The following is a 23,345-nucleotide window of genomic DNA, read 5'->3' on the forward strand; positions in this document are numbered from 1 at the left end:
CATGGCTGAACAAACCATCTCCATCAAACTCAACGGCAAAGCGAAGGAGGTGGAAGCCACGCAGACCGGCACCGATCTTTTCGCCGAAGACAAGAACATCATCGCGGTCCGCTTGAACGGCAAGCCTCGTGACCTTTACACCCCGCTTCATGACGGAGACACTGTCGAACCCATCGCTTTGGACAGCGAGGACGGGCTGGCGATCATGCGTCACTCCGCTACGCACGTCATGGCGCAGGCCGTGCAGGAGATTCGTCCGGATGCCAAGCTCGGCATCGGACCGGCCATCGAAAACGGCTTCTATTACGATTTCGACGTCGACAAGCCCTTCACGCCCGACGATTTAAAGGAAATTGACAAGCGCATGAAGCGCATCATCAAGTCCTCCCAGTCCTTCCGTCGCCGCGTGGTCAGCGAGGACGAGGCCCGAAAAGAAGAAGCCGACCAGCCCTACAAACTCGAGCTCATCGGTAAGAAGAAGGAAGACATCGATGAGACCGTCGGCACTGAAGTGCCGAATCAAGGCGAGATCACGATGTATGACAATATTGACCGCGATGGCAACATTATCTGGAAAGACCTCTGCCAAGGACCACACCTTCCCAACACCCGTTATATCAAGGCATCCAAGCTGGAGCGTACCGCTGCTGCCTACTGGCTCGGTGACGAGCACAATCCTTCGATGCAGCGCATCTATGGCACGGCTTGGGCCTCCAAAGAAGACCTGAAGGCTTATCAAGCTCGCATGGAAGAGGCTGCAAAGCGTGACCATCGCAAGCTCGGCGCCGAAATGGACCTCTTCTCCTTCCCCGAGGAGATCGGACCCGGCCTGCCCGTTTTCCACCCGAAGGGTGGCGCAGTCATCAATGCCATGGAGGATTACTCCCGCGAAATGCACCGTAAGGCCGGATACAGCTTCGTGCAGACCCCGCACATCACCAAGGGCGGCCTCTACGAGACCAGCGGCCACTTGCAGTGGTACAAGGACGGAATGTTCCCTCCGATGCACCTTGACGAGGAGGTGGATGAAGACGGCAACGTCACCAAGAAGGGTTTCGACTACTACCTGAAGCCGATGAACTGCCCGATGCACAACCTCATCTTCAAGTCCCGCCAGCGCTCCTACAAGGAACTGCCGCTGCGCCTCTTTGAGTTCGGCACCGTCTACCGCTATGAGAAGAGCGGCGAGGTCCATGGTCTGACCCGCGTGCGTGGTTTGACGCAGGACGACTCCCACATCTACTGCACCCGTGAGCAGATGAAGGACGAACTCAAGTCCATCCTGAACTTCGTGCTGAAGGTACTGCGAGATTTTGGTCTAAGCGACTTCTACCTTGAACTTTCCACCAAGGACGAGAAGAAGTTCGTCGGTTCCGATGAAATCTGGACAGAAGCCACCGAAACACTGCGTGAGGTCGCCGAGGAATCCGGCCTCGACCTTGTGGCCGATCCGGGTGGGGCTGCGTTCTATGGCCCGAAGATTTCCGTTCAGGCCCGTGACGCGATCGGCCGTACCTGGCAGATCTCGACCATTCAGCTTGACTTCAACCTGCCTGAGCGGTTCAAACTCGAATACATCGCCAAGGATGGTACCCACCAGCGTCCGGTAATGATTCACCGCGCCCTGTTCGGCTCGATCGAGCGCTTCTTCGCCATCCTTCTTGAGCATTATGCCGGCGCCTTCCCGGTTTGGCTTGCTCCTGTGCAGGTCACAGGCATCCCGGTGGCCGACGAGTTCGCGCCCCATCTTCAGAAGTTCATCGATTCTCTTACCCAGGAGACCGTGCGCTGCGAGATGGATACCTCCGACGATCGTTTCGGCAAGAAGATCCGCAACGCTTCCAAGTCCAAGGTGCCGTTCACGCTGATTGTCGGCGAGGATGATGTCAACAAGAACGCAGTGAGTTTCCGCTTCCGCGATGGCAGCCAACTCAACGGCGTCCCGGTTGATACGGCCAAGGCTGATATCCTTAAAGTCATCAAGTCCCGCGCCCAGGTCAACAACGCCGACGATTTCGCCGCGGCGACCAAGTAAGAGAAATATGCGAGGAAAAGCGTAAAGCATGCTTGAGAAACTACGACCACCGTTCAAACGTCTTATCGCCCCGATAGCCAAACTGTTGGTGGCGATGGGTTTCACGGCGAACGCAGTGACCATAGTAGGGGCTGTCGGCACGATTCTCGTGGCTATCGCCACGGGAATCACCGGCTGGCTTGTTCCGGGTTCCATACTTATGGCCATTCTTGCGGCGTTTGATTCGCTTGATGGTTCGGTCGCGGCGTTGACCACGGGCGGCACCAAATTCGGAGCCTTTCTTGACTCGACGCTCGACCGCATCGCTGACTGGGCCGTGCTGTTCGCGGTAGTGTTGTATTTCCTGCTGCATGGTGGTATGTCAATAGCCTCCGGCACCGTCGACATGGACGATGTGATCGGTTGGGTAGGCGTCGGTGCATCGATGTACGCAATGATGACTTCATTCGTGACTTCCTATGCCCGTGCTCGTGCCGAATCGGTAGGGTATGAGGCCAAAAACGGCATCGCCACCAGAAGCGACCGTCTGGTCATCATCCTCGTCGGCATGCTTCTGAGCGGCATCTTCAGCGACCCGCGATGGCTCGTGGCTTTTATCGTCATTCTCGCCGTGCTGGGGACGATCACTGTGTTCCAGCGTATTCTCGAAGTACGCCGGCAGATGAAGGCCGACGGGGCGATTTGATAGTGGTGCAAAGGCCTGGCTTGCATTGTCTTTTTGATATGCAAGACGGGCTTTTTGTATGGTGGGTGATTTCTCATTTTCTGATAGCACTGAATATTTTATGTAATACTTTATGATATAATACTATGAAGTCCACGAGGAATTCTCCTAACCTCCCGATTGAATGTTTGAAAGACCGATTACCAATATGTTCGATAATTTCCTGGTATTCTTAGCCAAACATCCGAGGATTATCCCAGAGCCGTTGTTGCGTGGCCTGTTTTTATTTGCTGCAAACGTTTGCTGGCTCTTCCATATCGGGGGAGTCAAGCAACTTGAACGAAATCTCCGCCATGTCCTTGAATCCGGAGACGGTACGGTGAGCGGGAAAGTGGTCCGCAAGGCCAGCCTTCGCGGCATGCGTTCCTATTTCACCTATTTTGCGGAAGCGATGACCGTTGGCGGTAAGTCTGACGAACAGCTTCTTGCACGAGGTAGGATTATCGGGCCGGGACTGGCTTTATGCAAGGAACTTGTGCATGATAATCCCGGCAGTGCGCCTATGGCCATCAGCCATCAGGGCAACTGGGACTATGAAGGCTTCCTCGCCGCCAACTTTCTAGCTCCGGTAACGGTGACCGCGGAACGGCTGAAAAACCAAAAACTGCTCAATACCTTCATCGAAATCCGAAAGCGCATGGATATCACCGTATTGCTCACCGGTCAGCCTCACCTTATCGAAAAACTCGAAGACGCGCTGGCCAAGCCGCATGTCTTGGTGCCTCTGCTTGCCGACAGAGACCTGAGCCGTCACGGAGAATTCGTACATGCCTTCGGCTCCACAATTCGCGTGGCGCGCGGCCCGGCGACGCTCGCACTGGATACCGGAAAACCGCTGTTCGTGGTCAATATGTTCCGTGAGAGACTTCACGGTGAAGCCCGACGCAAAGCGGGCATTCGTTATGGTTACGTCATCGACATCAGCGCACCTGTCGATATTGATCACTTGCGCCACTTACCGCGGGAAGAGGCCATACACGCCATCAGTCAGGCCTGGGTGGATGTGTGGAGCCGCGATATCTTGGCTCATCCTGAGGACTGGCACATGCTGCAGCCAATTTTCATCGAGGATTTGGATATGTCACGCCTTAAGGACGTTCCCGACGAAGTCATGGCAGAGCTCAAGCAAATTGGCAAAACCGATAAAACAATATGACGATAACAACCGACAAACACAGCCATGTGATTTTTGTCTCTATTGCGATCGAGGCAGAAACAAACACGAAATACCGAATCTATGGCAGAATGAAGAATCATGTCCTATGCAGATAACGATGGAACCAACGAGCGTCCGGACCCGCTTCATGGCAGGAAACTGAATGTCGGCATCGTCTCACCGTATTCGTTCGAGACACCGGGCGGCGTGCAGTTCCATATCCGAGATTTCGCCGAGGAGCTCATGAAACGCGGCCATCGTGTCGAAGTGCTGGCTCCGGGCCGCCGGACGCGGGACATGCCGCTTTGGGTAACGACCAATGATTCGTCTTTTTCCATTCCCTACAACGGTTCCGTCGCCCGACTGAGTTATTTCGGTTTTGTAGGGCCACGTACACGCCGTTGGGTCAAGCAAGGTCATTTCGATATCGTTCATTTGCATGAGCCGGAGACTCCGTCGCTGAGCCACAAACCGTTGACGATGATTCACCACCCGCCGTTTGTGGGTACGTTCCACGCGGCTTTCGACCCCTATCCTCTGGCATTACGCGTTTTCCAAGGTTACTTGCGACAGTATCTTTCGCCGCTTTCCGCCGGCATTTGCGTCTCCGATGCCGCCAAAAAAGTTGTCGATCATTATGGTCCGCGCGATATCGAATACGACGTCATCCCCAACGGAATCAACTGTAGGTTTTTCGCCAACGCACAGCCGAAGGCAACTTGGCAGGGCACACAGGAACGGCCGACCATCGGATTTTTGGGACGTATGGGAGAAGCCCGCAAGGGATTCAGCGTTTTTGCTCGGGCGGCAAACGACATTATCAAACACTATCCTTCCGCAAGGTTTCTGTGTGCTGGAACCGGGGAGCAGGATGCCTTGAAGATTCTCACCAAGGTCGATTCCACCGGGACGTTGGCCAAACGCTTCGAATTCCTCGGGAGGATAAGCGACAAGGACAAGGCCCGGTTCTACAAATCACTCGACGTCTATGTGGCCCCGCAAACAGGCGGTGAGAGTTTCGGCATCGTTCTGGTGGAAGCCATGGCCGCTTCCTGCGCTGTGGTCTCAAGCAACCTTGACGCATTCGCCGCTGTGGCACAGGACGGTGACGATGCGGCATTGTTTGACAATGGTGATGGAGATGACTGCGCCCGTCAGGTTATTTCGCTTTTGGACAATCCGGATCGCCATGAGCGTTTGCGGCAGGCGGGCTTCGAACGGTCCAAACGATACGATTGGCCCGTGGTGGCTGACCGGGTTTTGGAGGTCTACGCCCGAGTATTGTCGTGAAACCGCTTTAAAATTGTTACGTTTAACGTATTCGTATACCTGCTAGGAGCAATATGTCAGGGCATTCCAAGTGGGCGACCACTAAAAACAAGAAGGCCGCCATCGATTCGAAGCGCGGCAAGCTGTTCGCCAAACTCATCAAGAACATCGAAATCGCAGCACGTCTGGGCGGTGGTGATCCCGACGGCAATCCGACGCTGTATGACGCGATTGTCAAGGCCAAGAAGTCCTCGATGCCTGCCGACAACATCAAGCGCGCCATCAAGCGCGGATCCGGTGCCGAAGCCGGTGCCGCCAATTACGAAAGCATCAACTATGAGGGCTATGCGCCTGCAGGCGTCGGCCTCATCATCGAGTGCCTCACCGACAACCGCAACCGTGCCGCCGCCGAAGTGCGCTCCACGCTGACCAAAGGTAACGGTTCCTTGGCAACCTCTGGTTCTGTAAGCTTCAACTTCGAGCGCAAGGGCCAGATCGTGGTTCCTTCCGACGGACTTGATTACGACAAGCTTTTCGAGCTCGCCGCCGAAGCCGGTGCCGAGGACGTCAGGGATGAGGACGAGGTCTATGTCGTCATCACCGCTCCCGAGGACATGGTCGCCGTGCGCGAGGCCCTGCAGAAGGCCAGCATCGACTACGATTCCGCCGATCTGGTCATGATTCCCAAGACCGAGGTCGACCTGAACCTTGAAGATGCCCAGAAGGTCTCCAAGCTCATCGACAATCTCGATGACCTCGATGATGTGCAGAACATCTACAGCAACTGGACCGCAACCGATGAAGTGATGGCCCAGCTGGACGAGGAATAGGGAGTAATCTTACCGTGATTATCCTTGGCGTCGACCCCGGACTTACACGCTGCGGGGTCGGTGTTATTGAAGCCGACGCATCGCGCCGGCTTTCTTTTGTTCACGTTGATGTCGTGCGCAGCGACCCGCATATTTCGCAAGATCTGCGCCTCCTGGCCATCTACAACGGGCTTGTGGCCAAGATTGACCGATTTTCGCCTGACACCGTCTCCATCGAACGGGTGTTTGCACAGGAAAACCGCAATACGGTTTTGGGCACCGCGCAGGCTGCCGGTCTAGCGATGCTTGCCGCGGCGCAACGCGGCATTCCCGTGGCTTTGCATACACCGACCGAAGCCAAAATGGCCGTGACTGGCAATGGACGCGCCGAAAAGATCCAGGTGGAACGCATGGTCGCGCGCATCCTGAACCTCAACAAGATTCCGGAACCGGCCGACGCTGCTGATGCTCTTGCACAGGCGATATGCCATGCGCTGCGGCCCTCCGGAGCCCTTCAAGGCGGGGAGCGCGAGCAACATCTCACCTTGGCACAGCGTCAATGGACACAGGCCCAGCAGCATGCCAAGAAACGACACAGCGTCGATAGGGGCATGTAAGCTATCGAACAGATGTTCGAATTCTTCAAAGGTGCGGCTTTCAGTTTTCAAGTGAAGGCTAGATTCGCTCCGATTTCGGATTATCAATCGATACAAGCTTGGTCGAGTTGGATTAACTCATCTTTGCGGCGGGAGTGGGACATGATAGGAATGCTCAACGGCAGAGTGGAAAATGTCGGCAACGACTCCGCTCTCATCGATGTCAACGGCATAGGTTTCGAGGTGCGTATGCCGGCTGCCGAGCTTTCAGCTCTGCATTCCGGGCAGGAAGCCAAGGTTTTCACATCGCTCAATGTTTCGCAGGATGCCATTGCTCTTTATGGATTCCTTTCGCAATCTTCAAAACGCATGTTTTTACAGCTGCAGAAAGTCAGTGGTATCGGCCCACGGGTGGCATTGTCGTTGCTTTCCACTCTTCCTCCCGACAAACTCGCAAAAACCGTCATGGACGGTGATGCCGCAGCTTTGGCCAAAGCGCCAGGCCTCGGCAAAAAAGGCGCGCAGAAGATCATTCTCGAATTGCGTGGGTCCATCAACTTGGATGAGATCGAAAACGGCCGTGCTTCAGCCGAACCTGAATACGACACCGGCACCACTGAGGTCATCGAAGGACTGGTTTCTCTGGGATGGAGGGAAAGCGACGCGGCCCATGCCGTGATCAAGGTCTGCAAGGACAAGGAGATCAAGACACCATTGGATAATGCAGACATTTCCAAAGTCCTGAAACTCGCATTGACATCTTTGGATCGGGGGCGCTAAATCATCATGGTAGAGACCAACGGACCACAATCCAACAGGGGAGCCGACGAACAATCGTTGCGTATGATCTCCTCCGAGCCGATCGGCAACGAACCGGTAAGCGATGAAGAGCTCCGCCCACGAGCACTGGAAGGCTTCATCGGCCAGCCTCTGTTGAAGGCGCAATTGCAGCTGTTTCTGGACGCCGCAAGGAAGCGTGACGTCCCTCCGGACCATATCCTGCTTGCGGGCCCTCCGGGACTTGGCAAGACCACGCTGGCCATGATCGTCGCCAACGAACTGCAAGTGCCGATTCGTGTGACATCAGGACCGGCCATCCAACACGCGGGCGACTTGGCTTCGATTCTGAGTTCTTTGGATGAGGGCGAAGTACTTTTCATCGATGAGATTCATCGGCTGCCTCGTCCTGCCGAAGAGCTGTTGTACATTGCCATGGAGGATTTTCGTGTCGATGTGATGGTGGGCAAGGGGCCTGGAGCCTCATCCATTCCGCTGACCTTGCCTCGATTCACTGTCATCGGTGCCACCACACGCGAAGGTATGCTGCCCTCGCCGTTGCGTGCCCGTTTTGGATTCACCGCCCATCTGGACTTCTACCCGCATGAGGAGCTTGAACGGCTGATTGAACGAAGTGCCGGCGTACTCGGCATCAATCTGGCATCTGGCAGTGCCAGGCAACTTTCCCTGCGCAGCCGAGGTACACCGCGTATTGCCAACCGGCTGTTGCGCCGTGTACGGGACTGGGCCATTGTGCACGATCTCGATGAGATCGGTCCGGATGACGTTCAGGCGGCACTCGAGCTTTATCAGATCGATTCGGAAGGCCTTGATAGGCTAGATCTTGCTGTTCTTAATGCCATTGTCAAGAATTTCGATGGCGGACCCGTCGGTCTCAACAATCTTTCCGCGATGGTCGGCGAGGAATCTGAAACGGTGGAAACCGTCTGTGAGCCTTACCTGGTACGTGAAGGGTTTCTCGTACGCACCCCGAAAGGCCGTGTGGCGACCGAAAAAGCATGGCAGCATCTGGGGCTTGTTCCTAAAGATGATGTCAACAAGTTATTCTAAAATCCGATAGGTTGGATATATCAGGGAGTTGGCTGTTTAGACGGCCTTCGTCTTAAAAAAATCGTTCGATGGGAGTCCCAAGTGCCTGGTGGCAGCAATTCGCTCTTTATTATCATTCTTATCGTGGCAATGGTTGCCTTGATGTGGTGGCAATCCCGCAAATCCAAACAACAACAGCAAAAGATTCAGGATTTTCGAGCCTCTTTGCAGCCTGGTGAGTTGGTGCAGACCATTGGCGGGGTCATCGGCAAGGTTGTTTCCGTCGATACCAAGTACGAAGAGATCGTCATCGATTCCGAGGGATCGCAGCTTCGTTTCACCTTCCGTGCGATCAGCAAGAAGTACGAGCGTCCGGCCTTCATCGATGATGATGAGGTGGACGAAGACGGCAACCCGATCGTCAATGAAGATGAGGGCTCCTCAACCGGATCGGAAGATCCCGCCAACAGCACGACAGACCAGACGTTGAATAGCAATGATCAGGCTCAAAAGCCTTTTGACGATGAGGGCGCAGTCGATCAAAAAGAACAACAGTCGGATGACGACGCTTCCATGGATGACACTTCTGCAGAGGGTAGCAAGGCAGAGGAAGATAGTTCAAAAAACAAGTGATCCGTCTTTTATAGTTGTTGGGGCTATATTCCAGATATCGTCCCAAGATTTAGTAATCAATGGCCAATAGGCAGTAAGGCTTGCTCATGACACAATCGGATATCACCATCACAGAGCTCGGCAAAGTCGGTGCAGAGGATGCGCAATATGTGGCTTCGCTCATCCGCACCATTCCCGGTTTCCCGAAAGAGGGTGTGCTGTTCCGTGATTTCGTTCCGGTGCTTGCAGATGCCCGTGGGTTCTCCATCATGATGAAGGCTCTTGAATTGGCTTTGCCGGTTCCCGCGGATTCATTCGATTATGTCGCAGGTCTAGAGGCGCGCGGATTCCTCATCGGCCCTCCGCTGGCAGCCCAACTCGGCAAGCGTTTCCTGGCGGTACGCAAGGCAGGAAAACTGCCTCCCGAGACCATCGGTGAAAGCTACTCGCTTGAATACGGAGAAGCCAAAGTTGAAATAGAAAAAGATGCGGTTAAACCGGGCGACAGGGTGCTGATTGTAGACGATCTGATTGCAACGGGAGGCACGGCCAAGGCTGCTGCAGACCTTATCAACAAGGCAGGTGGTGAGGTCGTCGGTTTCAGTTTTGTCATGGAGCTCATTGGACTTACGGGACGAAGCGATCTGGGCGATATGCCCATAAGCTCGTTGGTCACCATGCCTGCGTGATGTAGGTTGTCTTTACTCCAATAGCACAGATTGGATGAGCGTCTATCAGTAAGAGGGAACTTAATGGATCTTTATGAATATCAGGCACGGCAGCTGCTCGAGGAGCAGGGAATCGATACGCCAAAAGGCGTCTTCGCCCAGAATTCCCATGAAGTTGCTGTTGCGGCTGACGAAATCGGCTATCCGTGTGTTGTCAAAGCCCAGGTTCGCACCGGTCATCGTGGCCAGGCGGGCGGAGTAAAGCTTGCAAAAACTCAAGACGATGCTATTCTTTCTTCAGAGCAGATTCTGCCGATGACGATTCGAGGCCACAAGGTCAACGGCGTTCTGGTTGCCGAGGCCAAGAATGTACTGCATGAGTATTACGTTTCGATTTCGCTTGATCGATCATCCCGTGATTTCGATGTATTGGCGACAGCCAACGGCGGTACCGAAGTCGAGGAAATCGCCCGTGAGCACCCGGAATCCGTAAAGCGTCTGCATATCAGTGCCCTTGAGAACTTTGATATGAAAGCAGCCCGTAAAATGGCGGAATCCATCGGTTTCTACCATGCGGATGTCGATCAGGCCGCTGAAGTGCTCTTGAAGATGTGGAAATGTTTCAAAGACAACGATGCCACATTGGTGGAAATCAATCCGCTGGCAAAAATCGGCGACCCTGATGATGAATCCTCAAAGAGGCTTTGTGCACTCGATGCAAAAATCTCGTTGGACGATAATGCCGCTTTCCGACATGATGGTTGGAAGCGTTTCGCCGATACCACGCATACCGATATGTTCGAGGAACGTGCCAAAGAGCATGGATTGCATTACGTACATTTGAAAGGCGAGGTCGGTGTCATCGGTAACGGTGCAGGGCTCGTGATGAGTTCGTTGGATGCGGTTTCCGGTGCAGGGGAAGTACAGGGAACCGGAGCCAAACCGGCCAACTTCCTCGACATCGGAGGAGGGGCATCTGCCGAAGTGATGTGCAATAGCCTTTCCATCGTTCTTTCCGACCCGCAGGTCGAATCGGTGTTCGTCAATGTTTATGGTGGCATCACCGCATGTGATGAGGTAGCACACGGAATCCTTGAAGCTCTTGAGAAGCTGAATGCCTCCAGGCCGATTGTTGTCCGGTTTGACGGAAATGCGGCGCAGCAGGGTCTCGAGATACTCCAGGAAGCACACAATCCCAACATCCATGTCAGTGGCACCATGGAAGGGGCGGCACAAGAAGCTGCAAAGCTTGCCATGCATGCCAAGGAGGCCACGAAATGACACTGTTTATTGAAGACGATGCCCCAGTCATCATCCAAGGCATGACCGGCCATCAGGGCATGACCCATACCGCTCGTATGCTCAATGCAGGTACCAACATCGTCGGAGGAGTCAATCCGCGAAAAGCCGGCCAGAACGTGACCTTCCATGTCAATATGTCTGACAGTGACGTGGATGTCCCTGTATATGCTACTTGCAACGAGGCCAAAAAGGCTACTGGTGCCAAGGCAAGCGTGATTTTCGTCCCTCCACGTTTTGCCAAGGACGCGATGCTGGAAGCCATCGAAGCCGGCATCGGCCTGATTGTCGTCATTACTGAAGGCATTCCCGTGGCAGACACCGCCTATTGCGTCGAGCTGGCGTTGCGCAAAGGCATCAGAATCATCGGTCCCAATTGCCCTGGTCTTCTGAAACTTCCCAAGACCGACGATCCTGCCGATAGAGGCATGAATCTCGGCATCATCCCTGACGGCATTGTCTCTTCGGGCCCACTTGGCTTGGTTTCCAAATCCGGTACGCTCACCTATCAGCTGATGGGAGAGCTTTCCGATATCGGCTTTACCGCTTGTGTCGGTGTCGGCGGCGACCCGATAGTGGGGACGACGCTGGTCGAAGCCTTGCAGCAATTCGAAGCAGATGAAAACACCAAGGCCGTAATCATGATCGGCGAAATCGGTGGCAACGCCGAACAAGACGCAGCGGCTTGGGCCAAGAATCATATGACAAAACCTGTTGTCGCCTACATTGCTGGGTTCACGGCTCCTGAAGGTAAACAGATGGGCCACGCCGGCGCCATCGTCTCCGGAGGCAAGGGTACTGCACAAGATAAAAAGGAAGCGCTCGAGGCCGCAGGCATTCCAGTGGGCAAGACTCCTGGACAGGCGGCACAGCTGATTGCCAAGATAGTGAACGGCGGTATTCGTACGGCATGAGCAAAAACCAGAGGCCATGGCTTAAAGGGATTCTGATAGCCCTCGGCGGATCCGTGATTTTCACGGTGTGTCTTGGGTTTTTCATGGCTTTGACCTTACTGATTGTCTCTATGGAAGAAGGCGGTGGAACTCTTTCCAATCAGTCGGTGCCATTGACCTTGGCGATTGTACTCTTAAGCCAGGGGGCGAGTTTCCGCGCTGGTGCCATCACTCTGAGCATCGTTCCGTTGCTTCTGACGGTTCTGCTGATCTGGTTGATAGCATGGCTGACCAAAGTGTTTTCCGGCAGTCCCAAAGCGTATGTGACCGGCCTTTTGCTATGGGTCACCATTATGTGGGCGTTCACCCAGAACGTCGCCGTAATCCTTCAAGATCCTGTCTGGCTGGTTATCGGCAAGACCGCAATGGTCTTTACCGTGGGCTTTCTATGCGGGTCTTTGCCGCAATCCTCATTGATGAAGCGTTGTGTTAAGTTCATCCGTACCAATATTTCGCAGCGGCTGGCCGTGACTTTGAAACTCGGATTCGTCAATACACTTGCGCTATTACTGGGCTATTTGGCTATCGGTCTCATCACCGTAATCGTTTGGGTCATCACCAACCAAAGCGCGATGATGCGTGTCTTCGACATCACCAACATGCAGACCGGTTCACGGATCGTGATCACGATCTGCACCTTGGCATGGCTGCCGAACCTTTGCCTCTGGGCAATTTCATGGTTGTTCGGCTCGGGATTCAGTGTCGGCGACCTCGCGTCGTTTACCTTATGGAATGATCATGCAGCGGGCCTTCCAGCAGTGCCGGTTTTCGCCATATTCCCACAGGCGGTTTCCAACGATATCCTTCGGATCTGCTTCATTTCGATCCCCTTCGTCTGCGGCTTCGCAATCAGCATCATCGAACTCTTCCTGCCGCGTTGCTTCGCTATCGGTGCCGGCAAACCGGAACAACCGGTCAGAATGGGCAAAATCATCGGCCAGTTTATCTATCCGGTCCTTTCCTTCTTCCTGACCAGCGCGTTGATGGCCTTGCTGGTGAACATTCTCTTCGGACTTTCTTCGGGTGCATTGGGGCAGCATCGCCTGGCCCACGTCGGAGTGGATTCGGTCGCCTCCTCGCGTGTGGTATGTTTGCCTAGCGCCCTAGGTTTTTCCGTCGCATGGCTTCTTTCCGTCGTGATAGTCGCGATGGTTTTCGCGATGCGATTGTTCTTCGGCTATCTGCGAGCCCAGGGAAAAATCAGCGACAACGGAACCGATATCAACGCTGGTGCCGATGACATCGAAGGCGAAAGTTCCCATTCTGACGCCCCATTTTCTTCGGTCCAATCATCGATTATGGGTTCAACACCGGAAGATGAGACGCAAACTTCATAATACCGCCACAACAAAGGGAGAAACAGATGACAGAAACCAATCGTAGAATTCGGCGCGCCCTGGTATCGGTATATGACAAAGCTGGTATCGAAGGGCTTGCCAACGCGTTCGTCAAGGCCGGCACCGAAGTTGTCTCCACCGGTTCCACGGCCAAACGGCTTGCCGAACTCGGCGTCGATGTCATCGAAGTGCAAACAGTCACCGGTTTCCCCGAAAGTCTGGGCGGCCGGGTCAAAACGCTCGACCCTCACATTCATGCGGGCATTCTGGCCGATATGACCAATCCAGAGCAGGTCGAAGAGCTGAAATCGCTTGATATCAAGCCTTTTGATATGGTCATCGTCAACCTTTATCCTTTTGCTGATACGGTACGTTCTGGGGCAAGCGTTGCCGACATCATCGAGAAAATCGATATCGGCGGGCCTTCCATGATACGAGGCGCGGCGAAAAACAGTGCCAGCGTGGCCGTCATCACCGACCCCGCCGATTACGCCTTGGCTGCACAGCGCGTGGCCGATGGCGCAGGATTCTCGGCGGAAGAACGCCGTTGGTTGGCTGCCAAGGCTTTTGCGACCACAGCTGCTTATGACGCAACCATCAGCGAGTGGACCGCCGGCCACTGGCCGGAGCCTGAGAGCATTGACGCCGTTTCAAAGACTTGCGTACAGGAAGGTGATAAGGCGCGGAAGGCACTTGAACGGCCTCAAGAAGGTTTCGAGACCGCGATGTTCCCTTCCTGCATCACCCGCACATGGAACTATGCACACGGACTGCGCTACGGTGAAAATCCTCATCAGCAAGCCAGCCTTTATGTCGATGCGCTTGATCAGACCGGATTTGCGCATGCCGAGCAGCTGGGTGGCAAACCCATGAGCTACAACAATTATGTCGACGCCGACGCCGCTTGGCGTGCGGTTTGGGATTTCGCGCCTCAGATTGCCGTTGCCGTCTGCAAACACAACAATCCCTGCGGACTGGCCATTGGGAACACCGTTGCTGAAGCCCATCTCAAGGCCCATGCCTGCGACCCCATGAGCGCCTATGGCGGTGTGATTGCAGCAAATTCGATGGTCACTTTTGAGATGGCTCAGAACGTCCGTCCGATTTTCACTGAAGTCATCGTGGCTCCCGACTATGAGCCGGAAGCTCTGAAACTGCTGAAGGCGCATAAGAAGAACCTGCGCATCCTCAAGGTGGCGCAACGCCCTCACACCGATATTCAATTCCGCCAGATAGACGGCGGTATCCTGGTGCAGTCCATCGACAGGATCGATGCCCCCGGAGACAACCCCGATCATTGGAAACTGGTTTCGGGACAGGCCGCTGATACGCAGACACTCGACGATCTCCAGTTCGCGTGGCGTGCGATTCGCTGCGTGAAATCCAATGCCATCCTTTTGGCGAAAGACCAAGCGACGGTAGGTATTGGCATGGGTCAGGTCAACCGTGTCGATTCCTGCCATCTTGCCGTTGAACGAGCCAACACCCTGGCCGACGGCGCAAGCCGTGCGCGAGGTTCGGTGGCCGCCTCCGACGCGTTCTTCCCGTTTGCCGATGGGGCAGAGGCATTGATCGACGCCGGAGTAAAGGCCATCGTCCAACCCGGAGGCTCGATTCGCGACAAGGAAGTGATCGAGGCAGCGCAGAAGCGCGGCATCACTATGTATCTGACAGGCACTCGTCACTTCTTCCACTGAGTTGAAAACGCGATTGTCACTCGGCTTAACCTTAGCCAGATAAACTAAATACCGATACACGGCTAAACTAGCTCACGTACCGGTATTTTTAAATGCAAAGGAATGACGATGGCCCACAAACATCCCTATGTCTCCGAAAAAAACGAAGGCAAACCGCTGTTCGAATGGGGAGTGCTTGTACTGGTCATCGTCTCGGCTGTATTGGCTGGCTTCGGATACACGATGGCCGCCACAGCAATATTCGCCGCGACGGCCATCATTACAGGACTTATCAGATTAATCTTGAAGGATCGAAGCCCTTGGAAAATCCGTTCAGTCGGTTTCGACGCCTTTATCGGCATCGCCTTGGGAATCGGATTGCTGGTTGTTTACTTCAGCATTCAACTGCTGATGTAAACAACGTTCGCTCATTCCTTATCTGTCTTGGTTTCCTTGATATCAAGGCTTTCGATAGTAGCATCATTGGCTTCGTCTACATCCGCAGAATTCGAGGCCTGGCCCGAATCACTGAGAGACGGCATCTGGAAATCATCGGAGTTCTCAGAAGAATCATTCTCGTCCTCATCCTTCTCCCAATCGGCTGTGATGTCCGATGTCTGAGCATCTCCCTTGTTCCTGCCGGAAATCAGTTGGGCGATGATCACGACGATGGCGACGACGGCGGCTGCGAGAATCGGGCAAATCAAGAACACCAAATACTGCTTCAGCGGGTCTACCGTAAGCCCGACTTTATTGGCGAAGAGGGCGATGCCCAGAGCACGTGCAGGGTTCAGCGAGGAGCCGGTAATCGGATAGGTAAACGTGACACCGAACGCGTAGGCGATGCCCATGATAGCCGCAGCGTTTTTAGTAGGCTTGCCATCATTATCGCTGGCTTGCAACGAAGCCGCTACAATGACGATTGTGGCGACGACTTCCACGATGACAGCAAAGAGAATGCCGAAACTCACGCCCGCCTGCTGAAGCTGGGCCGCGGAGATGGATCCCTGATCATAACCGTTGACGGCATTGGCGAACCACATCTTGGCAGGAGCGGCCTTGGACGTCGGCAACACCAGCTTGACTACGCCGCCGGCAGCGATGGCGCCGACAAACTGGGCGATGATATAGAAGACTCCGTTAATGATGCCGGTTCTGCTGACCAGCATCGAAGCCAAGGTGACTGCAGGATTGAATTGGCCACCTGAGAACCTACCGAAGATGAAGGTCATAGCAGCATAAGCGAGGCCGGTGGCTGCGGCGATCAGAATCGCACTGGGACCATAGAGCGATGGGCTCATTGCAGAAACGATATAGATAGCTACGAAAATAAGGAAGCTGCCAACGAGTTCGCTCAAAATACCAGAAATTGAAATAACACCTGCAGCTTTGCTGTTCGTGTGTTGTGCTTTTTGTTCCGTCATTAATTATTCCTTCTTATTAACAGATTGAAGCCATACAGCATAATATGATAGCAAGGGGGCAGTAAGTACTGTATAATTGTTTTGGTTTGTCTTTTCAGCATGTGCTATCACACGGAGGGGCAACTGATACAGTACGCGACGAAACGTTGAATCAAACAGTTTCGCAAGGCCACGTTGGGAGAACGATGCCACACGCATATTCACACGCCGAAAAGGCGCATCAAGATCATTACGATGAGGGGATTCGCCTTCAAAAACTATTGGCGCAGGCCGGTTTCGGCTCGAGGCGCAAGTGTGAGGAAATCATCACCGAAGGCCGGGTCGAGGTCGACGGGGAACTGGTGACCGAACTCGGCACCCGCGTCGACCCTTCCAGTCAGGAGATTCGCGTTGATGGGTCGAGAATCCGGCTTGACAACAGGCATATCACCTTGGCACTGAACAAGCCAAAGAAAGTGCTTTCGACGATGGACGATCCGAAGGGACGCTATACGCTCCGGGACATCGTCGGCGACAAATACGAGCGCATCTTCCACATGGGGCGCCTCGACTACGAAACCGAAGGTCTCATTCTGATGACCAATGACGGCGAACTCAGCCAGCATGTGATGCACCCGCGCTATGAGGTCAAGAAGACTTACATCGCTACGCTTGACGGGCGTATCAGCGGCAATATCTGCCGACGTTTGGTGACCCAAGGCGTCAATCTCGATGATGGGCTGATTCGGCTTGACCATTGCGCTATCATCGATTCCTCGCGCGACCAGACCATCGTCAAGGTCGTGCTTCATTCGGGCAAGAACCGCATCGTCCGTCGTATCTTCGGCGCCGTCGGATTCCCGGTACGAAGGCTTGTTCGTACGCAGATTGGACCCATCAAGCTCGGCGATTTGAAGCCGGGCTCGTACCGAGTCCTTTCCCAGACGGAAGTCCGTTCGCTTGCCAAGGAGGTGGGTCTATGATCCGAGTAGCCATTGATGGGCCCGCAGGCGTGGGCAAATCCTCGACTTCCAAGGCATTGGCCAAATATTTTGGTTATGCCTATCTCGACACCGGCGCCATGTATCGCGCCGCCGCTTGGTGGTGCCTCAAGCAGGGCGCTGATCTGGACGCCGAAACCGTGGATGAACAGGCCATCACCGAAATGGTGGGGGATTTGTTCACCGGAGACCACTTCGATATCGGCGTCGACCCTGACGATCCCAAGGTCCTGGTGGGCGGCGAAAACATCAGCGAAGCGATTCGTGATTCGAACGTCTCGTCCCATGTCTCCAAAGTCTCGAATATCGTGCCGGTGCGGCATCTGCTGATTGCCGCACAGCGGGCGTATATCAACCGTGAAGCATCCGCCGATTCATTCTCGAAAGGTGCCGGAATCGTCGCCGAAGGACGTGACATCACGACCGTTGTTGCTCCGAATGCCGAAGTGCGAGTGCTGTTGACCGCGCGTCCGGAAGTGCGCCAGGCACGTCGTAGCGGACAATCCGCTGCCGGAGCTGGTGTCGGCGCCGATAACGTCATCGCCCGTGACAAGGCCGATTCCAAAGCCACCAGCTTTTTACAGGCCGCTGACGGCGTGACGACTGTCGACAATTCAGATCTTACATTCGAAGAGACGTTGGACAAGCTCATTGAATTTGTTGATGCCGCCGTTGAAGAACAGTCTTACAAGCAGTATGCTGCCAACCTCGAAGGCTATGACCTCGACGATGAAGATGAAGCACTGCTTGCCGGCGAAACCGTAGACGGGGATACTGCAGCCAGGCAGAAGGCCGTTGGTGTGCTGGCAGTAGTCGGACGGCCGAACGTAGGCAAATCGACGTTGGTCAACCGCATTCTCGGTCGTCGCGCCGCCGTGGTGGAAGATACGCCTGGCGTCACCCGCGATCGTGTCAGCTACGACGCCGAATGGGCCGGAACGGACTTCAAGCTTGTGGACACCGGCGGTTGGGAAACCGACGTCGAAGGCATCGAATCCGCCATTGCTTCACAAGCTCAGGTGGCGGTTGGTCTTTCAGATGCTGTGATTCTGGTGGTTGATGGCCAGGTAGGTATTACGTCAACCGACGAACGCATCGTCAAAATGCTGCGCGAAAGCGGCAAGCCCGTGATCCTGGCCGTCAACAAGATTGACGACGGCTCCAACGAATACCTGGCCGCCGATTTCTGGAAACTCGGTTTGGGAGAGCCTTACGGTATTTCCGCTATGCACGGCCGGGGAGTGGGCGATTTGCTCGACGTGGCCGTGGATACCTTGAAAAAGGCCAAGAAGACCTCTGGATTCCTCACACCTACCAACCTGCGTCGCGTGGCGTTGATCGGCAAGCCGAACGTGGGCAAGTCCTCGTTGCTCAACGAGCTGGCACACGAGGATCGCAGTGTAGTCAACGATCTGGCAGGCACTACGCGAGATCCGGTCGACGAAATTATTCGCATCGGAGACGAAGACTGGCTCTTCATTGACACAGCTGGTATCAAGCGTCGTTTGCACAAGCTTTCCGGCGCCGAATACTATTCGTCGTTGCGTACGCAAGCGGCCATCGAGCGTTCCGAGCTTGCGCTGGTTCTGTTTGATGCCTCGCAGCCGATTTCCGACCAGGATCTCAAGGTGATGAGCCAGGCTGTGGATGCAGGACGTGCCATAGTGCTGGTGTTCAACAAGTGGGACTTGATGGACGATTTCGACCGTCAGCGCCTCGAACGCCTGTGGCAGACCGAATTCGACCAGGTCACTTGGGCGCAGCGTGTCAATCTCTCTGCCAAAACAGGCTGGCACACCAACCGTCTGCTTGCAGCGATGAATACCGCACTGGAATCGTGGGACAAGCGCATACCGACCGGCAAGCTCAACTCGTTCCTCGGCCGTATCCAGTCCGCCCATCCGCATCCGTTGCGTGGCGGAAAGCAGCCTCGCATTCTGTTTGCGACGCAGGCTTCGACGCGTCCACCTCGCTTTGTCATCTTCGCCACCGGCTTCCTCGAGCACGGCTATCGTCGCTATATCGAACGTCAGCTGCGCGAGGAATTCGGCTTCGAAGGTACCCCGATTCAGATTTCGGTGCACATCCGCGAGCGCAAGTCGAAGAAAAAGTGAGGATTATTTAGGTGAGGAATGTGGGTCGTGAGTTTGGTTTGAACTTATGACCCACATTTATTTTTTAAAATTAAGTCTTGAACAAACCGATAAATGGACTTTATGAGTGTCAGGGCTAATCGTATTTTAAAATAATAAGGCTCGGAATTCCTAGTATTTAAAACTTAGAATTCCGAGCCTTTCTCGTCGGGTCGGCGGGATTTGAACCCGCGACCCCTTGACCCCCAGTCAAGTGCGCTACCAAACTGCGCTACGACCCGAACAGTGCAAAGCACCGAGAAAGAATTCTAGCACAAAAAGGCATGGGCACTATTATCGGCGTGGCGTAAACGCATCTGCATCTTTGTTACCTTGACTACCGTGGATGCCAAGACGGCTGCAAACGGTATCAACTACGGGTTTCACCATTCAAGGTTGGAGATTTACAAGAGCATGAGGCCATCTGACCTCATGCCATGAAACAGAACCCTGGCTGCGGTATTCTTGTTAAAAAGAATATTTTCTAAGGAAATGACATGGAATATGTCGGTTTGATTATATTAATAGCAGTTGCTGTTTATTTCATGAGTTTATATTACAAAGCTAAAGAGGGAAGACTGCCAAAGAATAGTCAGGTCGGTATCAGAACAAGGGCGATAATGGCCTCAGAGGAGATCTGGCAGCAGATACACAAGAAATATGCGTGGTTTTTCCTTGTTGCCGCTTTTTTGTTTATAGTCGTTGGTATTGCCTTGTTTTTAAGCAGTAGCGCGTTGGTGACGAGCCAGCAGGTCAAATCTCTTTCTACTATTATTGAAATAATCGCAATCGTTATAATCATAGCCTTGAGTGGAATAGTGGCTTTTTGTGCTGATAAAGATGCCCGAAATTTGAAATAGGATTTGTTGATAGGCTATTCCTGCTTGTATTTGATTGTCCGGATTTTCCGATGTCGGCGTGCGCACGGTGTTTGATGGGCAGCGGAGCGAGAAATTGCCACCAGGCAGATAGCATAAATAAAATGATTATCAGAATGGTCGAAATAATTCCGATGATTTTAGACTGATGTTGCTCCGTTCATTTTTTGCCAGCTCATTTGATGTCCTTTGGGAATATGAGGATGAAGTCGTCGAACGTTTTCTGTTGCTGGCTCTCACTGGCGTCGTGGTGGAGTATATCTCCTCCGAGTGAGGCGGTGACGATACACACTATTGAACATCTTCCTCCGTTTGTGTGCGGCCTTTACTGAGAATTGGTACTTCGGTGTCAGTTGATGAGTCTTGGCTATAGCAGAGTTTGGGTTGTATGTTCTTTGCTTTGGAGGTTCAGTGGCAGCCGCCGCAAGCTCCAAAACTGGTCAATGATCGAGAGATTATTGGGGCCAATTTGCGGCGGCGGTGTCCAGCACCAGATGGACCATTTGCGTGGCCATATCCTCGGCCTGCTGCTCGGTCAGGCCGAGCCTTTTTTCGACGTCGGGTTTCTCGTTCGTGTCAACAGCGGCACCATGCGCGGAAACGCTGATATTTACCGACATATTGGATGCAGTTTCGGCGTTCCTGTTCATACTGACTCTGATGTTGTGTTGCCCGTCTGGATAGCTGATCGGTCTCGCGAATGAAATCTTATAGCCGCTGGCTTTGGTAGTGATGATGCCGGTCGTGTTGCTCATCTGTCCGGCGACGGTGTCGGCTTTGATGTCGGGGCCGTGGCCTTGCAGGGCCTTCTGCACGTCCCACCTATGGTCGAGGAACAGGCTGTCGGTCTGGGTGACGATGTCGGCATGCCGCCGGTAGGTGGAGATGAAGGACTCATGCTCGGGAGGTTCCATGCCCTTTTCGAAGTCGTGTGACACCCATACCATGTGCCCGACGAACAGGAGCGCCAGCGCGGCGATGACGGCCACGGTGGCGATGAAGGCGCGCTGCCAGAACGGTATGCGCCTGGTCTTGGTGTCGTCCATGGGCGTTCACTTTCTTTGTTTTTGAGGGTCGCGGTTGCGGCAGAACTGGTGTATGCGGTTGCGTTCCAAATCGGCTTTGGAGAGCTCCGTATAGTAGTTTCTGACGGCTTCCTGACAGTCTGGTATGGGTCTGGATGTAGCGGTTCAGGTTGATGGTGTCCATGTCGGCGTCCCAGGCCGTCGGCCCAAGCGGCTATCTCGTCGGAACGGTCGTCAGTCTCGCTGTTCAGCCATGGGAACCAGTCGAATACGGGCCAGAACCCTGAACCTTGGCTGCCCCTCCGCACCCGCCCGGTGTGGGTACGCATACGTCCATCACCAGTTGTCGGCGACGGTGTCGATGGTTTCCCATACGGCTTGTGTGGCGATAGCCTCCAGCCGGTGCCGGCTCATATGCAGTTTGTCGGTTGATTCGGGGTAGCTTTTGATGTCGAGTGTGGATGTCTTGCGGCTAACCGTAACCACTGAGTCAGGGTTGAAGGGGTCGGATATCGGTTTTTCCCCGATCCATACCAAGATGGTTTTACCGTGGGGGTCGAGTGATGCATCGTTGTCGTCGGGCTTTTCGAAATTGAAATAGAGTCCTTGTTTTTTTACGGTAATGTCGAAGCCGGGACCGGATAGGTCACGATCTATGTCGAGGGTGATGTTGGTCTTGCCGCTGCGTGTGATGGCTTGCTGGGCGTGGTCGGGGTCGGTGGCGAAGAGCGCCTGGGCTTGGGTGATGATGTCGGCGTGCGCTCGGTGTTTGACGGGCAGTGGGGCGAGATGCCACCAGGCGGCCAGGGCCAGCAGGCAGATGGCGAGCAGGACGGCAGTCACTGTGATGGCCCGGTTCCTGAGCGTCCTGTGCTGTGATTGTCCGGTTACCGTCATTTGATCTCCTGGCGCAGAGTGGAGAGAAAGTCCTCGCGGGCTTTGTCCTGTTGGTCTGTGGTGGCTTGGAAACGGTCTTTCAACAGGTGCGCTCCGGGTGAGGCGGTGGAGAGGTATGCGGCGTTGTCCTCGAGCCATTTGAGGCCTTTCTGCGGGTCGTTCGATCCGGTGGGGTCGTAGCCTGCGCAGAATCGTCGTGCCCTGTTGCGTTCGGTGTCGCCTCTGCCGATGGACGTGTAGTAGTCGTCGGCGGCTTTACGTGGGCTTTCCTTGGGGTTGGCTTTCATGGCGCGGTGGATGTTGACGGCGTCCATGTCGGCGTTCCAGTCGGCCCTGCCACCTGCTCCGCTGGCTATGTCTCCCGACCATGTGGCTATCTCGTCGGAACGGTCGTCAGCCTCGCTGTTCAGCCATGGGTATTTATCGAAGAGGGGGCCATGGAGTCTGAACTGTGGCTGGTCCTCCACGTCGGTGCCCGACAAGTGATAGATCAAGCCGCCGGGAGCGGTGTTGAGTATACATGCCAAGGACGCCATCTCATGGATGAAATCGATGCTGTCCCGATTCTTGCCATCGGTTTTATGCATATTGAACATTTGACTAATGAAATACTGAGCGCTCCCAGGTCCTTTTCCGTCCTTGTATCCCATGAGTCCGAGGAGAGCGACGAGCTGTTTGTTCGTGAGGGTACCGGCTGCCGTCGTCCACATGGCGCCTCCGTAGCTGGTCGATGCCAAGATGATGGCATAACTGTCCACGGCCTCCTTGTCCGTTAGGTGCGTCTTCTTGGCGTAGTCGCGGAAGCGGCTGGTGAATTCGGCAAGAGCCGCCGCGTCCTCATGGCTCAGGTGCATGGTTTTCTCGAAGAAAGCTGTGAGTTGTTCCTGATCCATGTCTCCATTGACGACTTCGTCCATGACGGTATCGGAGTTGTTTCCTGTTGGTGGTGTGGTGTCCTGGTAGAGATGTCTGGTGGTTTGGTCGAGGGTGTGGAGGCGTCGTATCTTGTCCTCGAGCCGGGCGGCCTGTTGTTCGCCTTGCTGCCGCA

General features: G+C 54.4%; 22 protein-coding genes and 1 tRNA gene. 18 read left to right on the plus strand and 5 right to left on the minus strand.

The window, feature by feature from the left end:
• Position 1: 1 nt before the first annotated feature.
• The 15 genes from thrS (at position 2) to PT279_RS08710 (ending at position 15,378) form a co-directional block, all read left to right on the plus strand.
• Positions 2 to 2,035: a threonine--tRNA ligase gene (gene thrS / locus PT279_RS08640; RefSeq protein WP_277167013.1), complete on the plus strand. Its 2,034-nt coding sequence runs from the start codon at positions 2 to 4 to the stop codon at positions 2,033 to 2,035.
• A gap of 28 nt (positions 2,036 to 2,063) precedes the next feature.
• Positions 2,064 to 2,720: a CDP-alcohol phosphatidyltransferase family protein gene (locus PT279_RS08645; protein ID WP_277167014.1), complete on the plus strand. Its 657-nt coding sequence runs from the start codon at positions 2,064 to 2,066 to the stop codon at positions 2,718 to 2,720.
• 187 nt (positions 2,721 to 2,907) lie between these two features.
• On the plus strand, positions 2,908 to 3,915 hold the full coding sequence (locus PT279_RS08650) for a phosphatidylinositol mannoside acyltransferase (RefSeq protein ID WP_277167015.1): 1,008 nt from the start codon (positions 2,908 to 2,910) through the stop codon (positions 3,913 to 3,915).
• 99 nt (positions 3,916 to 4,014) lie between these two features.
• The gene (locus tag PT279_RS08655; protein WP_277167016.1) at positions 4,015 to 5,205 is read left to right on the plus strand and encodes a glycosyltransferase family 4 protein; all 1,191 of its coding nucleotides are present in this window, start codon (positions 4,015 to 4,017) and stop codon (positions 5,203 to 5,205) included.
• A gap of 53 nt (positions 5,206 to 5,258) precedes the next feature.
• Positions 5,259 to 6,014, plus strand: a complete 756-nt coding sequence (locus tag PT279_RS08660) for a YebC/PmpR family DNA-binding transcriptional regulator (RefSeq protein ID WP_277167018.1) — start codon at positions 5,259 to 5,261, stop codon at positions 6,012 to 6,014.
• A gap of 14 nt (positions 6,015 to 6,028) precedes the next feature.
• Positions 6,029 to 6,610, plus strand: a complete 582-nt coding sequence (gene ruvC / locus PT279_RS08665) for a crossover junction endodeoxyribonuclease RuvC (protein ID WP_277167019.1) — start codon at positions 6,029 to 6,031, stop codon at positions 6,608 to 6,610.
• Between the two features lie 141 nt (positions 6,611 to 6,751).
• Positions 6,752 to 7,369 carry a Holliday junction branch migration protein RuvA gene (ruvA, locus tag PT279_RS08670; protein WP_277167020.1) on the plus strand — a complete coding sequence of 206 codons (618 nt, stop codon included), beginning with the start codon at positions 6,752 to 6,754 and terminating at the stop codon, positions 7,367 to 7,369.
• Between the two features lie 6 nt (positions 7,370 to 7,375).
• A complete protein-coding gene (ruvB, locus tag PT279_RS08675) occupies positions 7,376 to 8,437 on the plus strand; it encodes a Holliday junction branch migration DNA helicase RuvB (RefSeq protein WP_277167021.1) in 1,062 nt (353 codons plus the stop codon).
• A gap of 81 nt (positions 8,438 to 8,518) precedes the next feature.
• Positions 8,519 to 9,049 carry a preprotein translocase subunit YajC gene (locus PT279_RS08680; protein WP_277167022.1) on the plus strand — a complete coding sequence of 177 codons (531 nt, stop codon included), beginning with the start codon at positions 8,519 to 8,521 and terminating at the stop codon, positions 9,047 to 9,049.
• 86 nt (positions 9,050 to 9,135) lie between these two features.
• Positions 9,136 to 9,717 carry an adenine phosphoribosyltransferase gene (locus PT279_RS08685; protein WP_277167023.1) on the plus strand — a complete coding sequence of 194 codons (582 nt, stop codon included), beginning with the start codon at positions 9,136 to 9,138 and terminating at the stop codon, positions 9,715 to 9,717.
• Positions 9,718 to 9,780: 63 nt separating this feature from the next.
• On the plus strand, positions 9,781 to 10,977 hold the full coding sequence (gene sucC, locus PT279_RS08690; RefSeq protein WP_277167024.1) for an ADP-forming succinate--CoA ligase subunit beta: 1,197 nt from the start codon (positions 9,781 to 9,783) through the stop codon (positions 10,975 to 10,977).
• Positions 10,974 to 11,909 (plus strand): succinate--CoA ligase subunit alpha, encoded by a 936-nt coding sequence (gene sucD, locus PT279_RS08695; RefSeq protein WP_277167025.1) that lies wholly within the window; start codon positions 10,974 to 10,976, stop codon positions 11,907 to 11,909. The genes sucC and sucD overlap by 4 nt, the downstream gene beginning before the upstream one ends.
• Before the next feature lie 83 nt (positions 11,910 to 11,992).
• Positions 11,993 to 13,285, plus strand: coding sequence for a DUF6350 family protein (locus PT279_RS08700; protein ID WP_277167026.1), 1,293 nt, complete (start codon positions 11,993 to 11,995; stop codon positions 13,283 to 13,285).
• A gap of 26 nt (positions 13,286 to 13,311) precedes the next feature.
• Entirely contained in the window at positions 13,312 to 14,982 is a 1,671-nt protein-coding gene (gene purH, locus PT279_RS08705) for a bifunctional phosphoribosylaminoimidazolecarboxamide formyltransferase/IMP cyclohydrolase (protein ID WP_277167028.1), read from the plus strand.
• A 108-nt stretch (positions 14,983 to 15,090) separates the two neighbouring features.
• Positions 15,091 to 15,378, plus strand: a complete 288-nt coding sequence (locus PT279_RS08710; protein WP_277167029.1) for a DUF3017 domain-containing protein — start codon at positions 15,091 to 15,093, stop codon at positions 15,376 to 15,378.
• A gap of 11 nt (positions 15,379 to 15,389) precedes the next feature.
• Here the strand turns inward: PT279_RS08710 and PT279_RS08715 are convergent, their stop codons facing one another.
• The gene (locus PT279_RS08715; protein WP_277167030.1) at positions 15,390 to 16,385 is read right to left on the minus strand and encodes an aquaporin; all 996 of its coding nucleotides are present in this window, start codon (positions 16,383 to 16,385) and stop codon (positions 15,390 to 15,392) included.
• A gap of 185 nt (positions 16,386 to 16,570) precedes the next feature.
• Between PT279_RS08715 and PT279_RS08720 the strand changes: the two genes are divergently transcribed.
• Together PT279_RS08720 and der are read left to right on the plus strand one after the other, a co-directional pair.
• Complete coding sequence (locus tag PT279_RS08720) at positions 16,571 to 17,347, plus strand: pseudouridine synthase (RefSeq protein ID WP_277167031.1); 777 nt, start codon at positions 16,571 to 16,573, stop codon at positions 17,345 to 17,347.
• Positions 17,344 to 19,479 (plus strand): bifunctional cytidylate kinase/GTPase Der, encoded by a 2,136-nt coding sequence (der, locus tag PT279_RS08725; protein WP_277167032.1) that lies wholly within the window; start codon positions 17,344 to 17,346, stop codon positions 19,477 to 19,479. The genes PT279_RS08720 and der overlap by 4 nt, the downstream gene beginning before the upstream one ends.
• A 186-nt stretch (positions 19,480 to 19,665) precedes the next feature.
• Here the strand turns inward: der and PT279_RS08730 are convergent.
• Positions 19,666 to 19,739, minus strand: a tRNA-Pro gene (locus PT279_RS08730).
• A gap of 255 nt (positions 19,740 to 19,994) precedes the next feature.
• Here PT279_RS08730 and PT279_RS08735 point away from each other — a divergent pair.
• The gene (locus PT279_RS08735; protein ID WP_277167033.1) at positions 19,995 to 20,357 is read left to right on the plus strand and encodes an SdpI family protein; all 363 of its coding nucleotides are present in this window, start codon (positions 19,995 to 19,997) and stop codon (positions 20,355 to 20,357) included.
• 473 nt (positions 20,358 to 20,830) lie between these two features.
• Here PT279_RS08735 and PT279_RS08740 read toward each other — a convergent pair whose 3' ends face one another.
• From PT279_RS08740 to PT279_RS08750, 3 genes are all read right to left on the minus strand, one after another.
• Positions 20,831 to 21,421, minus strand: a complete 591-nt coding sequence (locus PT279_RS08740) for a hypothetical protein (protein WP_277167035.1) — start codon at positions 21,419 to 21,421, stop codon at positions 20,831 to 20,833.
• Positions 21,422 to 21,736: 315 nt separating this feature from the next.
• On the minus strand, positions 21,737 to 22,297 hold the full coding sequence (locus PT279_RS08745) for a hypothetical protein (protein ID WP_277167036.1): 561 nt from the start codon (positions 22,295 to 22,297) through the stop codon (positions 21,737 to 21,739).
• A partial coding sequence (locus tag PT279_RS08750) for a hypothetical protein (RefSeq protein ID WP_277167037.1) occupies positions 22,294 to 23,345 on the minus strand: 1,052 nt, incomplete at its 5' end. The genes PT279_RS08750 and PT279_RS08745, both read right to left, overlap by 4 nt.

It is taken from the genome of Bifidobacterium sp. ESL0784 (genome assembly GCF_029433295.1).
Taxonomy (GTDB): domain Bacteria; phylum Actinomycetota; class Actinomycetes; order Actinomycetales; family Bifidobacteriaceae; genus Bifidobacterium.